This is a genomic window from Agromyces excoecariae, assembly GCF_051715505.1.
Taxonomy (GTDB): Bacteria; Actinomycetota; Actinomycetes; order Actinomycetales; family Microbacteriaceae; genus Agromyces.
Genome location: NZ_JBPSLA010000009.1, coordinates 1 through 12,764, shown reverse-complemented (window position 1 = coordinate 12,764; position 12,764 = coordinate 1). Strand labels below are relative to the sequence as shown.

General features: G+C 72.2%; 16 protein-coding genes. 10 read left to right on the top strand and 6 right to left on the bottom strand.

Annotation, left to right across the window (positions count from 1 at the left end; all coding sequences use genetic code 11):
* Window positions 1-9 precede the first annotated feature (9 nt).
* Window positions 10-1,614 carry an outer membrane protein assembly factor BamB family protein gene (locus ACSJD1_RS09480; RefSeq protein ID WP_438855067.1) on the bottom strand — a complete coding sequence of 535 codons (1,605 nt, stop codon included), beginning with the start codon at window positions 1,612-1,614 and terminating at the stop codon, window positions 10-12.
* Window positions 1,615-1,751: 137 nt separating this feature from the next.
* Between ACSJD1_RS09480 and ACSJD1_RS09475 the strand changes: the two genes are divergently transcribed.
* On the top strand, window positions 1,752-2,213 hold the full coding sequence (locus tag ACSJD1_RS09475) for a phage tail protein (RefSeq protein ID WP_438855066.1): 462 nt from the start codon (window positions 1,752-1,754) through the stop codon (window positions 2,211-2,213).
* Between the two features lie 90 nt (window positions 2,214-2,303).
* On the opposite strand, the gene ACSJD1_RS09470 is transcribed toward ACSJD1_RS09475, so the two are convergent.
* Complete coding sequence (locus tag ACSJD1_RS09470) at window positions 2,304-2,597, bottom strand: putative quinol monooxygenase (RefSeq protein WP_438855065.1); 294 nt, start codon at window positions 2,595-2,597, stop codon at window positions 2,304-2,306.
* A gap of 108 nt (window positions 2,598-2,705) precedes the next feature.
* Between ACSJD1_RS09470 and ACSJD1_RS09465 the strand changes: the two genes are divergently transcribed.
* From ACSJD1_RS09465 to ACSJD1_RS09455, 3 genes are all read left to right on the top strand, one after another.
* Window positions 2,706-3,290 (top strand): RNA polymerase sigma factor, encoded by a 585-nt coding sequence (locus tag ACSJD1_RS09465; RefSeq protein WP_438855064.1) that lies wholly within the window; start codon window positions 2,706-2,708, stop codon window positions 3,288-3,290.
* A gap of 76 nt (window positions 3,291-3,366) precedes the next feature.
* A complete protein-coding gene (locus ACSJD1_RS09460) occupies window positions 3,367-4,725 on the top strand; it encodes a hypothetical protein (RefSeq protein ID WP_438855063.1) in 1,359 nt (452 codons plus the stop codon).
* Between the two features lie 106 nt (window positions 4,726-4,831).
* A complete protein-coding gene (locus ACSJD1_RS09455) occupies window positions 4,832-5,041 on the top strand; it encodes a dodecin (protein WP_438855062.1) in 210 nt (69 codons plus the stop codon).
* A gap of 45 nt (window positions 5,042-5,086) precedes the next feature.
* Here the strand turns inward: ACSJD1_RS09455 and ACSJD1_RS09450 are convergent, their stop codons facing one another.
* Together ACSJD1_RS09450 and ACSJD1_RS09445 are read right to left on the bottom strand one after the other, a co-directional pair.
* Window positions 5,087-5,680 carry a 1-acyl-sn-glycerol-3-phosphate acyltransferase gene (locus ACSJD1_RS09450; protein WP_438855061.1) on the bottom strand — a complete coding sequence of 198 codons (594 nt, stop codon included), beginning with the start codon at window positions 5,678-5,680 and terminating at the stop codon, window positions 5,087-5,089.
* A gap of 50 nt (window positions 5,681-5,730) precedes the next feature.
* Window positions 5,731-6,084 (bottom strand): hypothetical protein, encoded by a 354-nt coding sequence (locus ACSJD1_RS09445; protein ID WP_438855060.1) that lies wholly within the window; start codon window positions 6,082-6,084, stop codon window positions 5,731-5,733.
* Between the two features lie 175 nt (window positions 6,085-6,259).
* Here ACSJD1_RS09445 and ACSJD1_RS09440 point away from each other — a divergent pair, with 175 nt between their 5' ends.
* Complete coding sequence (locus ACSJD1_RS09440; RefSeq protein WP_438855059.1) at window positions 6,260-7,003, top strand: hypothetical protein; 744 nt, start codon at window positions 6,260-6,262, stop codon at window positions 7,001-7,003.
* 57 nt (window positions 7,004-7,060) lie between these two features.
* Here the strand turns inward: ACSJD1_RS09440 and ACSJD1_RS09435 are convergent, their stop codons facing one another.
* A complete protein-coding gene (locus ACSJD1_RS09435; protein WP_438855058.1) occupies window positions 7,061-7,303 on the bottom strand; it encodes a hypothetical protein in 243 nt (80 codons plus the stop codon).
* 32 nt (window positions 7,304-7,335) lie between these two features.
* On the opposite strand from ACSJD1_RS09435, the gene ACSJD1_RS09430 reads away from it, so the two are divergent.
* From ACSJD1_RS09430 to ACSJD1_RS09415, 4 genes are all read left to right on the top strand, one after another.
* Window positions 7,336-7,770, top strand: coding sequence for a MarR family winged helix-turn-helix transcriptional regulator (locus ACSJD1_RS09430; RefSeq protein WP_438855057.1), 435 nt, complete (start codon window positions 7,336-7,338; stop codon window positions 7,768-7,770).
* Between the two features lie 216 nt (window positions 7,771-7,986).
* Window positions 7,987-8,334 (top strand): DUF7882 family protein, encoded by a 348-nt coding sequence (locus ACSJD1_RS09425; RefSeq protein WP_438855174.1) that lies wholly within the window; start codon window positions 7,987-7,989, stop codon window positions 8,332-8,334.
* 45 nt (window positions 8,335-8,379) lie between these two features.
* A complete protein-coding gene (locus ACSJD1_RS09420) occupies window positions 8,380-9,276 on the top strand; it encodes an Fpg/Nei family DNA glycosylase (protein WP_438855056.1) in 897 nt (298 codons plus the stop codon).
* 51 nt (window positions 9,277-9,327) lie between these two features.
* A complete protein-coding gene (locus tag ACSJD1_RS09415; RefSeq protein ID WP_438855055.1) occupies window positions 9,328-10,059 on the top strand; it encodes an LON peptidase substrate-binding domain-containing protein in 732 nt (243 codons plus the stop codon).
* Between the two features lie 31 nt (window positions 10,060-10,090).
* Here ACSJD1_RS09415 and ACSJD1_RS09410 read toward each other — a convergent pair whose 3' ends face one another.
* Window positions 10,091-10,747 carry a hypothetical protein gene (locus ACSJD1_RS09410; protein ID WP_438855054.1) on the bottom strand — a complete coding sequence of 219 codons (657 nt, stop codon included), beginning with the start codon at window positions 10,745-10,747 and terminating at the stop codon, window positions 10,091-10,093.
* Between the two features lie 224 nt (window positions 10,748-10,971).
* Between ACSJD1_RS09410 and ACSJD1_RS09405 the strand changes: the two genes are divergently transcribed.
* Entirely contained in the window at window positions 10,972-12,630 is a 1,659-nt protein-coding gene (locus ACSJD1_RS09405; RefSeq protein WP_438855053.1) for a VWA domain-containing protein, read from the top strand.
* The last annotated feature ends 134 nt before the right edge of the window (window positions 12,631-12,764 follow it).

The following is a 12,764-nucleotide window of genomic DNA, read 5'->3' as shown; positions in this document are numbered from 1 at the left end:
GCTCGACCGTCAGCCGAGACCGAACGCGTACAGCTTGTTGTTCGGCATGCCGAGTCCGAGGTAGTCGTACCCGGATCCCCAGTACACGGTCCCGTTCGAGATCGCCGCGCCCGAGATGCAGGACCCGCCGCTCGCGAACGCCCAGAGCACCTCGCCGGTCGCCGCGTTCAGCGCGTACATGTGGCCCTGCGCGTCGAGCGCGCACCCGAACACGACGCCGTTCGCCGTCGTCACCGGTCCGGCGGTCGATCCCCCGTACGTCGGCCTGGTCTGCCACAGGATCTGGCCGGTCACGGCGTCCAGTGCGCTCCACACCCCATCGGTGTTCGACAGGTAGTCGATCTGGTTGCTGTTGGCGTTCGCCGTGTAGACCCGCGTCCCGTCGGTGGCCGATCCCCACTCCAGGCCGCCGAACGTGCCGTCGGGGCCCGCCTGGGTGATCCACCGGATGGCGCCGGTCGCGGGATCGAGTGCCCAGAACCACCCGCTCTCCTGGCCGACGCCGAGGGTCTCCACACCCTTGGCTCGGCCGGACTTCGCCGTGAAGAGCATCGGCGCCTGCGCGAAGTCATGACCTGGGCCGTGCGGCTCGGGGCAGTTGACGCCGTCACCGAGACCGGGGATGCACGCGAAGTTCCACGCGTCGAACCCCAGCGTCCGAGTGACCCACTTGATCGCTCCGGTCCCGAGGTCGAGGGCGACGATGGAGTCGAACAGGTCGGCGGCCGGTATGCAGGCACGTTGGGCGCTCTCGTCCTCGCCCGCCGCCTCCACGCAGGAGAGCACGTCGTCCGGCAGGTCGGAGTTGCTGCCGGTCGCGATGTAGACCGACTTGCGCTTGGCGTCGATCGCCGGCGAGCTTCCACGCACGGGCGCCCCCGGGTAGCCCACGTCCGCCATGTAGGTCTTCCAGAGGAGCGCACCGGTCGCGAGGTCGAGCGCGACGAGGCTCCCGCGGAAGCTGCAGCAGGGGTAGTCCGGGAGCACCCCGGCGTAGTAGGGCTCGATCGAGTCGGTACCCACGTACACGACACCGTCGAACACCGTCGCCGATTGCGTGATCATCGCCGTGGGGTGGTCCTCGACCTCCGTGCTCCACAGCAGTTCGCCGGTGGCCTTGTCGACCGCGAGCACCTCGCCGCCGCCGCCGCCGAACGGGCCCTGGTTCCCGAAGACGAGGGCGGTGTCGGTCACCGCCGGCGTCGCGACGGATGTATCGCCCGGGACGCCGGTGTACGAGCTGATCTTCGCGGACCACACCTGCTGGCCGGTCGCGCGATCGACGGCGTACAGGTTGCCGTCTCCGTCGGGGACGTACACCCGCGTCGCGTCGACGGCGGGCGTCGCCGAGACGTTGCCTTCGGTCGTGAACACCCATCTGGCGGAGAGCCCGTCGACGTTCGTCGCAGAGATCTTCTTCTCGGATGCCGCGTACCGCGTGTTCTCCCGGTCGCCGCCCGCCACGGCCCATCCGCTGCCGCCCGCGTTGCCGCCGGGCTTGCCTCCCGAGTTGCCTCCCGGGGCCGCGAGCGCCGCGCCGCCTCCGAGCAGGAGGGCGATGATCGCGCCTCCGGCCAAGCCTGCGCGGACGGCATTCCGCCATGTCGTGCTCATCGTCGCACCCCTCTCTCGCCGTTCGAACGGCCACGAGTGGAACTGCGGCACACCCTACGACTGCCGTCCCCTCGCGGATAGGCCCCATCCGGGGGCCCGCCGTAGACTGCGGAGGCCCGGATGAGAGGAAGGCACCGATGACGTACCTCGTCGACTTCAGGGAGGTCTCGACGGGCGGCCTCGAGTCGTCGCCGGTCGCCCATGCGCTCGCCGGTCTCCGCGCCAACGAGGCCCGCTACATCACCAACAGGTTCGCTCACGCGTTCGCCGTCGAGCCCGCGGAGGGCCTTCCAGGGGTCATCGACCGGGTGAACCGCATCCTCGCCGAGCGCGACCTGGTGATCGCCTCACGGCCGCTCGAGGCGACCGAGTTCGAGGCCGGCGGCATCCGCTTCTCGTACGTGTTCTACGAGTCGGGCCTCGCGCTCAACGTGATGTACACGCTCGCCCACGGCGGCAAGCGCGCGGTGGGCTTCAAGCTCGCGCAGGGCATGGAGGTGCCGGCGGAGCTCGCCGCGAAGTTCAAGTTCGCCAGGCAGCGCTCGAAGCTCGCGGGCGAGATCCGCGGTTCGTTCTTCGTGATCAAGGGGGAGTACTGATCGAGGCGCGCCTCTGCTGCGGCCCACGGCCACCGGTCGAGGACGGACGCGGAGAGACCGAGCCTGCGAGGCGTGCGATGACGGCCGACGTCACTCGAGCGGGCTGACCACGGTCACCCGGAACGGCTCGGCCATGAGCTCCGCCAACGGCCCGAAGGCGTTCGTGGCCATCGCCTCCTCCAGGTGCTCCATGCGAGCCTCGACCGAGTCCCAGTCGGCGATCTCGACGAGCAGGTCGGGGTCGTCGAGCGCCCCGTAGCGGGCGCTGCCGAGGAACCCGCGTCGCCCTCGCCCGCGCGTGGCGACGAGGTCGTCGAGCAGGCCCCTGAGTTCGTCCCGCCGGCCGGGCCGGGCCTTCATCTCGACGATCACCTTGATGGCCATGTCACCGTGCCCCTTCCTCCGGGGACCCGCTGGAGGCGGATGCTGCTCAGAGGCTACGCCGATCGGCGTCGCGTGCAAGACTCGCACGAGTCGCGACACAGGCAGGGCGTGAGGATCGCCAGCACCGACGCCGCAGACGCCGACACGACCAGGGGGGTGGCGATGCCCGATGCGGCCGAGCCGCCCGCGGGGCCGGCGGAAGACGACGACCTGGCCTGGTTCACCGGGGTCGTGCGCGAGCATTCGCGCGCGCTGGTGAAGTACTTCGCGCGACGCGGACCCCGGCAGGACGCGGAGGATCTCGCCGCCGACGTGTTCGCGACCGCGTGGCGCCGCCGCGACGACGTGCCACGAGGCGCGGTGCTGCCGTGGCTCTACCGCACCGCGGGGTTCACGCTCGCCAACCATCGCCGGAAGATCGTCGACGTCCCCGTCGAGCACGTGCCCGACGCGGGCAGCTCGCGTGTCGGCGACGACCCCGAGCTCAGCGCCCTGTTCGATGCGGAGCTCCGCGGCGCGCTGGAGAGCGTCGGCGAGCGCGACCGGCGGATCATCCTCTTGCACGCGTGGGAGGGCCTCGACGGCGAGGAGCTCGCCCAGGTGCTCGGCATCTCGAGATCGGGGGCGGATGCCGCGCTCTCACGGGCCCGGAAGCGCCTCCGCGAGGCGTGGGGTGATCGCACGTCGTTCTGATGCGTGCAAGGTCCGGCCGCCGCGGGACACATGCAGGGTGAGACAGTCCGGCAGGAACACGAACGAGGTGGGCGACATGGGCGAGCGCGAGGAACGCCGCGATCCGATCGACGAGCTGCGGGCCGCCGATCCGGCCGACGGCGTCGAGCCGCGTGCCGGCTTCGCCGACGAGGTCGTCGCGCGCGCCGCGGCCGAGGTCGCGGGTGCAGCGTCGCCGTCGATCGCCTCCTCCGCCGCGACCGGGTCGGGGGATGCCGCGGCATCCGCCCCTCCGGCGGTCGCCGATCTGGCGGCCGAGCGGACGCGCCGACGCCCGCGCTGGCTTCCGGTCGCCGCCGTCGCGGCCTCGCTCCTGGTCGTCGGCGCCGTGGGGTACGGCGTCGGCGCGGCCGCCGGACCGTCGTCGAACCTCGCGGATGCGGCCGCCCCGCCGATCTCGCTCCAGGGTCCGGCCGGCGCGGGCACCACCGAGGGCGCCGCCGTCGCGCCGGGAGCGGCCGACCAGCGGATGACCGGGGCGGGCGCCTCCGGCCTGTCGTACCCGTACGGCTCCGGACGCAACGCGTTCCGTGCGAGCGGGCTGTCCACCGCCGGCGGCACGGCTGCCGCGTACGCGTTCGATGCGCCCGCGGCATCCGACCCGGCCACGATCGCGGAACTGGCCCGCGCGCTCGGCGTCGACGGGGAGCCGGTGCTCGCCGATGGGGCCTGGACGGTGGGGCCGCAGGACGGCACCGCCCCGACGCTCTGGGTGTCGCTCGACGGCACGATGAGCTTCTCGTATTCGAACCCCGGACTGGACCCGTGGGTCTGCGAGGAGGGCGCGGACGTGTGCGAGCCGTCGGGGGACATCCCGAGCGAGCAGGTCGCGATCGACGCGCTCCGGGGGCTCCTCGCCGACGCGGGCCGTGATCCCGGATCGTACGAGTTCTCCTCGGAGACCTGGGAGGGGGCGGTCACCCGGACGGCGACCGCGTGGCCCGTCGTCGCCGGACATCGCGTCGACACCGGCTGGTCGGTCGAGGTGACGGACGACGGCCTGTACAGCGCGTACGGCGCGCTCGCCGAGCTGGTGCCGCTCGGGGACTACCCGGTGGTGAGCGAGCAGGAGGCGTTCGAGCGGCTCTCGGACCCGCGTTTCGGTGCGCAGATGACGATCATGCCGTTCGCGATGCGCGAGCAGGCGTCGGCGGGCGACGAGATCGCCGAGTGGGTGCCGCCGACCGAGCCGCCCGCGGTGCCCTCGCCGGGCACGGCGCTCTCGTGGCCGGTGAACGACGTCGAGATCGTCGAGGCGCGACTCGGGCTCGCGAGCCAATGGCAGCCCGACGGCAGCGTGCTCGTGGTCCCGGCGTACCAGTTCACCGACGCGGATGGCGGCGCGTGGTCGGTGATCGCCGTCGCCGACGACGCGCTCGACTTCTCGATCGGGTAGGTCGCGCGGCCGGTCGGCGGCACCCCGACCGCGACCTGTCGGCGGTCGGGGGATCGGGCTAGGGTCGAGGCAACCCGCGCCGGTGCGGGAGGGGGAGCCGAAGCACATGAGCGATCACGTCTACCGCGTCACCGAGATCGTCGGGAGTTCGCCCGACGGCACCGACACCGCGATCCGCAACGCCATCGCACGAGCCACCTCGACGCTGCGTCACGTCGACTGGTTCGAGGTCGTCTCGACACGCGGCGTCGTCGAGGACGGCGGCGTGGCGCACTACCAGGTCACCCTGAAGGTCGGGTTCCGGCTCGAGGAGTAGGACCTCCGGCGCCGGACGCCGTCGCGTCGCGACGGTGGCGCAGACTCAGGCGAGGCCGGCGGTCGCGTCGTCGGTCGGCTCGTTCCGCAGGCGCGGTTCGGTCCGCAGCTCGGGCCGCACGCCCGCCTTGTCGGCGTAGAAGGCTCGGATGCGGTCCATGTCGGACGCCACGTTCCCCGACAGTTCGAACGTCGGTCCGAGGCCCGTCGTCATGGTCGTGCGGTCGACGAACCCCAACGTGACGGGCATGCCGGTCTCCCGCGCGATGCGGTAGAAGCCGGACTTCCAGTACGCGTTCGAGCCGCGCGTGCCGTCGGGGGTCACGACGAGGCCGAACACCTCGCCCGCGCGGATTCGATCGACGACCTCGCCGACGACCCGACTCGGGTCCTCGCGGTCGACCGGGATGCCGCCCAGCCCGCGCATCATCGGTCCCCGCCAACCTCGGAACAGGCTCTTCTTGCCGAGCCAGCGCACGTCGATGCCGTAGTGCCATGCGATCGCGAGCATGAGCACGAAGTCCCAGTTCGACGTATGCGGGGCGCCGATCAGCACCGACGGCCGACCCGGGGCCGGGTCGCCCGCGAGGGACCACCTGCTGAGGGCCCAGTAGATGCGGGAGACGAGTCGACGGAGCATCCGGCAACCCTATTCGGGAGCGCATGCACCGAACGGCATGCGTCCGCGGATCAGCTGCGGAAGAACTCGTTCGCCGCGCGCGTGTACAGCAGCAGGAGGCCGATGAGCGCCACGAGCGCCGCGACGAGCGCGGGCCAGAACACCGCCGGGACCGCGATCATCGCCCACACCGCCGTGGCCAGGTTCAGCACGAACACGATGGTGACGAGGATGCGCGCTCCGTTGCTGCCGCGGAAGAGTCCGAGGCTGACGAGGAACGTGATCGCGCCGATCACCACCTGCGTCCACCCGGTGGCGGCCGCTCCTCCGCCCGTCAGTGTGAGGACGCCGCCGATGATCTGCAGCAGTCCCGAGATCCATGCCAGAACCGCGACCAGGGTCACGCCGCCGGGTCGAGTCGCCATATCGTGCTCCGTCCTCCATCGGCCGCCGAGGCGCGGCGTCGCGGTCACGCTATCGCGCGGTGGTCGGCCGTGGCCAGCATCGGCGAGCGCATGCCGACATCTCGATCGCGTTCCGGATGCCGCGAGCACGTCTCCATGGCATGCCGCGCGACGGCGGGCTGCCTATGATCGCGCTGTGGACCCGAACGCCGCCCGTGCCGTCCTCTCGATCCCCGCCGAGGAGCCGCTCACCATCGAACTGGTCGACGCCGCCTACCAGCGCGAGCTCTGGCTGCGGCATCCGTCGCGGTACCCGGACCCCGACGGTCGTCGGGCGGCGGAGGCGTGGCGCGACACGCTCGGCCGCGCCCGCGCCGTGCTCGTCGCGGAACTCGCCTCGCCGACCGCGGACGCAGTCGCGTCGACGCCGACGCGGCGTGGGCTCTCGGGCGGAGCGATCGCCGGGATCGTGGCCGGCGGCGTGGTGCTCGTCGTCGCGCTCGTCGCCGGCGGCATCGGCCTGTTCGGACTCGTCCGCGACGTCACGGCGAAGGCCGTCGCCGAATCGGCCGAGACGGCGGAGCCGGACGGGCCGGGAACGCCCGTCGGCGAGGTCGAGCGATACGAGTCGTACGAGACCGGTTACGAGTTCCCGTCGGCCCTCGAGGCGTACTCGGACGGTCGCTACGACGCCGACTGCGCGATCGGCTTCGTCGAGGGCTGCTGGCAGATGGCGCTGTTCACCGAGTCCGACTGCGACACGCTCGAGGTGACCATCGTCTTCAACGACGACGCCGAGTCGTGGGTCGCCGAGGAGAGCGAGACCCGACTGGTCTCGGACGTCCACGCCGACGAGGCCGTTCCCATGGTCTTCGGGAACGACGACCGGGAGTTCGGCTGGATCGACCAGGTGCGCTGCACCGACGGCGCCGACACCTGAGCCCGACCCGGCGGTGCGACTCCGCGGATCCCGACCGGGGCGGCTCGACGGGAAGCGTCAGACGGACGGCTCGGGGCAGTGCAGGTGCGTCGGCGTCGTGGCATCCCCGCGGTCGATGCGGTGCTCGGCCATCAGGGCCCCGCACAGCGGGCACGTCGGGTCGGCCGGCGGCACGGAGGGCGCCTCGGGGCGGCCGATCCCGACCTGCGCGGGCCCCGCGACGGGGTAGAGGAACTGGTTGACCCGTGACCAGAACCCGGGGACGCCCTTCCAGGGGTTCGGCAATTTCTGTTCGTGCACGAATGATTAGTGTACAGACTATTCTTGGGGACATGACGGATCCGCTCGAGCTCGACCGACAGCTCTGCTTCGCGCTCGCGGCGACGAGCCGCGAGGTCGTCCGGCTCTACCGGCCGTCCCTCGAGCCGCTCGGTCTCACGCATCCGCAGTACCTCGTCATGCTCGCGCTCTGGGAGGAGAGCCCGCTGCGGCTCCGCGAGATCGCCGATCGCCTCCACCTCGAGCCGGCGACCGCGAGCCCGCTCGTCGGGCGGCTCGAGTCCCTCGGGCTCGTCACCCGGCGGCGCAGCACCGCCGATGAGCGGGCCGTCGACATCGCGCTCACCGCCGACGGCGACGCCCTGCGGGAACGCGCGCTCGCGGTGCCCGGCGAGGTCGTCGCACGCCTCGGCTACCCCATCGAGCGGCTCGAGCGCCTGCGAGACGAGCTCACGGCGCTGCTCGATGCGGCGCATCGCGCCGGCTGACGTCACCGCCGCCGCAGCACGGGCCGAGGGCCCGTGTCAAGTCCCTCCCGCGATCCGGGAGCCGTCGGTGAGACTGACTGCGCGGGTCCCCGAAGCCCGCGACAGGCCGTCGGTCACCGCGCGGAGTTCGACCACGCGGGCGTCCCGGGACCCCCGGGCGATCGACGGCCTGACCCGTTCCACCGCCATGCCCGGAAGGACCCTCGCTCGTTGGGAATGCTCCACGTCGGCCGCATCACGCGGATCGACCTCCCCGACGCCGTGCTCGCCCACCTGCACGCCGTCCTCATCGCCAAGCTCCGAGTCCATGAGCCCGTGCTCCTCGGATGGATCGCACCCGACGGGCGACGCGACGACGTGCTCGTCCACCCGTCGATGCCGCTCGTCGTGCGCTACGACGCCGAGGACCCGGCCGCGCTCGACCGTTCGTGGCTCGAACGGCTCATGCGCTCCGCGAACGGCGTCGGCGGACTGCAGCTGACCCCCGAGATGATCGACGCGATGCGTGCACTGGATGCCACCGACTCCCAGGCGAGCGCCGGAACCGTCGAACCCGTGGGCTGATCCGCGACCGTCGCGGATGTCGGCCGCGGATGCGAGCATGGACGGGTGCCCGAGATGCCCGAGGTCGAGGCGCTCGCCGAGTTCCTCGCCGAGCGCACGGTCGGGCACGCGATCACGTCCGCCCGCGTGGCCGCGATCGCCGCGCTGAAGACCTTCGATCCGCCCCTCCACGCGATCGAGGGTCGTCCCATCACCGCGGTCGAGCGGCACGGAAAGTTCCTCGACGTCCGCTCGAGCGGGGCGGATGCCTCGGCGGGGGAGTCCGCCGACCGGCCCTTGCACCTCGTGTTCCATCTCGCCCGAGCCGGTTGGCTTCGTTGGTACGACGAGCTTCCCGCGACCGTGCTCCGGCCGGGGCGTTCGCCGATCGCGTTGCGCGTCCGGCTCGACGACGGGTCGGGCTTCGACCTCACCGAGGCCGGCACGAAGAAGTCGCTCGCGGTGTACGTGGTGCGAGACCCGGCCGAGGTGCCGGGCATCGCGCGACTCGGCCCCGATCCGATGGCCGACGACTTCACCCTCGAGCGGTTCGCCGAGATCCTCGGCGCTCGACGCACGCGAATCAAGGGGCTCCTCCGCGACCAGTCCGTGCTCGCCGGGATCGGCAACGCCTACTCCGACGAGATCCTCCATGCTGCCAAGATGTCGCCCTACAAGATCGCGGCGACCCTCGACGCGGCCGAGGTCGAGCGCCTGTTCGCCGCGATGCGCGGCACGCTCGGCGAGGCGCTCGCCGAGGCATCCGGCAAGCCCGCGGCCGAGCTGAAGGATGCCAAGCGTCGTCACCTGCGCGTGCACGGGCGCACTGGGCAGGCGTGCCCGGTGTGCGGCGACACGATCCGCCAGGTCGAGTTCCACGACTCGACCTTCCAGTACTGCCCGACCTGCCAGACCGGAGGCAGTCCGCTCGCCGATCGCGTCCTCTCGCGCCTCGTGAAGTAGTCGCGGCGAATCCACGTCCCGTTCCCAGCGGAACGGTGCTTCACTCGGCCTATGGGACCGTTCGCGATGTTCCCGCTCGGCAGCGTGCTCTTCCCGCACATGCCCCTCGCCCTCCGCGTGTTCGAGGAGCGATACCTCGTCATGATGTCGCGCGTGCTCTCCGAGAAGCCGGCGGAGTTCGGCGTCGTCCTCATCGAGAGCGGACGCGAAGCGGCCGGCAGCGAGGCGCAGCGACGATTCGGGATCGGGACGGTCGCGCGGATCACCGAACTCGGTGCGACCGAGGGCGACCTCGCCGTGATCGCGCAGGGCGGACGGCGGATCGAGGTCGTCGAGTGGCTCGATGACGACCCCCATCCCGCCGCGATCGTGCGCGACCTGCCGGAGCTCGAATGGGACGACGCCCTCGATCCGCTGCGGGCCGAGGCCGAGACGGTCGTGCGTCGGACGATCTCACGCGCAAGCGAGTTCGTCGAGCTGCCGTGGGACGCCGACATCGAGCTCGCGGACGACCCGATCCGATCCGCCTGGCAGCTGGCGGGCATCGCACCGCTCACGCCGCTCGACCAGGTCCGGCTGCTGCGAGCCTCAACGCCGGCCGAACTGCTGGGTGAACTCGTGGAGCTCACCCGCGGCGCCGAGGAGGTCCTGACCACCGACTGGTCGAGGGCCTCCGACGGCCTCGACGAGGAGCTGGCATCGCTCGAGCCGCCCGATGCGGACGGCTCGGAGGAGGGCGACGCCCCGCACGATCCGGACTCCGACGGCGAGCCGGGGGGCTAGCGCGCCGTCGGAGTCGGGCCCGGGCGGTGCGTCAGGCGTCGCGGGCGTGTCGTGCGGTGTGCGCCGCCTCGTCGCGCGGCGCGGCGGCCGGCTCGGCCGGCGGGTAGGTGAGGGGCTCGGCGTGGTCGGCCTCGGCGTCCGGCGCGGCCGCGTCGGCGCGCGCCCGTTCGGCGTCGGCCCGGTCGGTCTCGGCCCGGTGGGCGTCGGCGCGGTCGGCGTCGACCCGGTCGGCCTCGGCCGCCGTCGCGTGGTCGGCGGGTGCCGCCGCGGCCGGAGCGGCCGCCGGCGTTCCGTCCGCATCGCGGGCCGGGGCGGCCGACGAAGCGGCATCGGGGTCGACCTCCATCGCGCGCCGCTCCTGCTCCGCCTGCGTGTCGCGCAGCTCGGCGGCCTCGTCGCGATGCTCGCGACTGGACTCGGCCAGCCGTTCGGCCTCGAGCTGGGCGCGGGCGGCGTCGGCCTCGGCGGCCTTGGCCGCGGCGTCCGCCTGCATCGCCTTCGCCTCGCGCTCGCGCGCCTCGCGATCGGTCTGCGCGGCCTGCTCGCGGATCTCCGCGGCGTGGGCGCGCTGGGCTTCGGCGCGGGCCTCGCGCCGGCGGCCGGCGGTCGCGACGAGCACGATCGCCACGACCACGACCAGTAGGGCGATGATGCCCACGACGATCCAGATGGTGGTGCTGGTGTCCACGTTCGCACGTCCCTTCGTCAGTTGGGGTCACTCAATCGCACGCCGCGGATCCGCGAACAGGGGTTGCAGATGCGGGCGCGGTGTGGTTCGCGCGGCCGAGTGGGGACAGAATTCGCCGATCGCTCACGTTCGCCTACACTGGCAGCACCCTTCCCCCTGAACGGGGGAACCCGTTCAGACTGGGATCGGCGCACCCCGACAGTGCCGGTCGGCTTGGAGTGCCCGTGGGACGTCATAGCGTCGCGGCTCCGGCGAAGGCGCCGAGCCGCAGATTCATCCTGTCCATCGTCGCCGGGGTGGCCGTCATCGGCATCGTCGCGTCCGGCGTCTACCTCTGGGTCGGAGGTCACCTCAACCCGATCTTCGCCGCCGCAGGCGAGCCCGCGTGCGAGGAGATCGACGAGCTCTCGATCGTCGCCGACACCTCGATCGCCCCGGCGATCGCGGAGCTCGCCGCCGACTTCGACGCCGACCCGAAGCGATGCGTCGAGACCTCGGTGCGCGCGCAGGACTCCGCCGACACCGCCGCCGAGCTCGCGTCCGGCACCCTGTCGGCCGACGCGTGGGTGCCCGACTCGAGCAGCTGGCTCACGCGGACCGCGTCGACCGCTGCGTCGCTCGGGATCGGCGAGCCGGACGTCGCCATCGGCGAGTCCGTCGCGACCTCGCCGGTCGTCTTCGCCGCTCCGGCCAGCGAGGCGCAGGAGCTCGCGGCCGAGCCCGTGAGCTGGGCGCGCGTGCTGAACGGCACGCTCCCCGCGCTCCTGCCCGACCCCGAGGCATCCGCGGCGAGCCTCGCGAGCCTCTACGCATTGAAGGGGCAGTCCTCGCCCGACGACCCGCGACAGTTCGCCGGCGCGCTGATCGCGCTCGGGAAGTCGATCCCGGCCTCGGCAGACGCCGCGATGTCGACGGTCGCCTCGGCCGCCACGCCGACCGTCGTGCTGACGAGCGAGGCGAGCGTCGCCGCGCACAACGCCGATGCGTCGGCCGAGCCGCTCGTGGCGGCGTATCCGGAAGAGGGCACGATCGCGCTCGACTACCCGTTCGTGCGCATCGGCAAGGCCGATTCCGCGAGCCTCGACGGCTTCGAGGCCGCGCTCGGAACGGCGACCGAGCACTTCCTCGAGGCGGGCTTCCGGGCCCCTGACGGCACGGGCGAGGTCGACTCGCCGGGCGTGGCCGCGACCGCACCGCCCACCCAGACCGAACTCGATGCCGCGGCCCAGATCGAGATCCTCCGCTCCTGGGGCGTCCTGACGCTCCGGTCGCGCATGCTCGCCGTGATCGACGTCTCCGGTTCCATGGAGGAGCCGGCGGAGAACGGCCTGCGTCGCATCGACATCTTCCAGCAGGCCGCGGTCGGCGCGATGTCGAAGTTCTCGGGCGAGGTCGAGCTCGGCGTCTGGGTGTTCTCGACGGCGCGCAACGGCGATCTCGACTACGAGGACCTCTCGCCGATCGCTCCGCTCGCCGACGCGTCGCACACGCAGCAGATCCAGCAGATCATCGGGTCCCTTCCGGCCCGTCTCGGCGGGGCCACGGGTCTCTACGACACGACGCTCGCCGCCTTCAAGCGGGTCCAGGAGTCGTACGACCCCGACAAGGTCAACTCGGTGCTCGTCATCACCGACGGCAGGAACGAGGATGAGAACGGCATCAGCCTCGACCAGCTGCTCGGCGAGCTCAAGAAGCTCGAGGACCCGACCAAGCCCGTCGCCGTGATCATGATCGGCTTCGGCCCCGACACCGATCTCGACGCCATGCAGAAGATCGCCAAGGCGACCAAGGGCGGCGCGTACTCGGCGACCAAGCCGGAGGACCTCGGGACCGTGCTCGTCGATGCGCTCTCGCAGCGCACGTGCCGGCCCGACTGCGGCTGAGCGCACGCCGAGACCGGACGACGAAGGGCGCCCTCCGCGGAGGGCGCCCTTCGTCGTCCGCCGGTCTCAGTGGGCGGGTGCTCCGTGCGCGGGCATGTCCGCCGGTCGGCGCCCCCACGTCGCGCCGACCATCG

Coding starts and splice junctions, on each gene's coding strand:
- ACSJD1_RS09480 (WP_438855067.1), bottom strand. CDS start 1,614: ATGAGCACGACATGGCGGAATGCCGTCCGCGCAGGCTTGGCCGGAGGC.
- ACSJD1_RS09475 (WP_438855066.1), top strand. CDS start 1,752: ATGACGTACCTCGTCGACTTCAGGGAGGTCTCGACGGGCGGCCTCGAG.
- ACSJD1_RS09470 (WP_438855065.1), bottom strand. CDS start 2,597: ATGGCCATCAAGGTGATCGTCGAGATGAAGGCCCGGCCCGGCCGGCGG.
- ACSJD1_RS09460 (WP_438855063.1), top strand. CDS start 3,367: ATGGGCGAGCGCGAGGAACGCCGCGATCCGATCGACGAGCTGCGGGCC.
- ACSJD1_RS09455 (WP_438855062.1), top strand. CDS start 4,832: ATGAGCGATCACGTCTACCGCGTCACCGAGATCGTCGGGAGTTCGCCC.
- ACSJD1_RS09450 (WP_438855061.1), bottom strand. CDS start 5,680: ATGCTCCGTCGACTCGTCTCCCGCATCTACTGGGCCCTCAGCAGGTGG.
- ACSJD1_RS09445 (WP_438855060.1), bottom strand. CDS start 6,084: ATGGCGACTCGACCCGGCGGCGTGACCCTGGTCGCGGTTCTGGCATGG.
- ACSJD1_RS09430 (WP_438855057.1), top strand. CDS start 7,336: ATGACGGATCCGCTCGAGCTCGACCGACAGCTCTGCTTCGCGCTCGCG.
- ACSJD1_RS09425 (WP_438855174.1), top strand. CDS start 7,987: ATGCTCCACGTCGGCCGCATCACGCGGATCGACCTCCCCGACGCCGTG.
- ACSJD1_RS09415 (WP_438855055.1), top strand. CDS start 9,328: ATGGGACCGTTCGCGATGTTCCCGCTCGGCAGCGTGCTCTTCCCGCAC.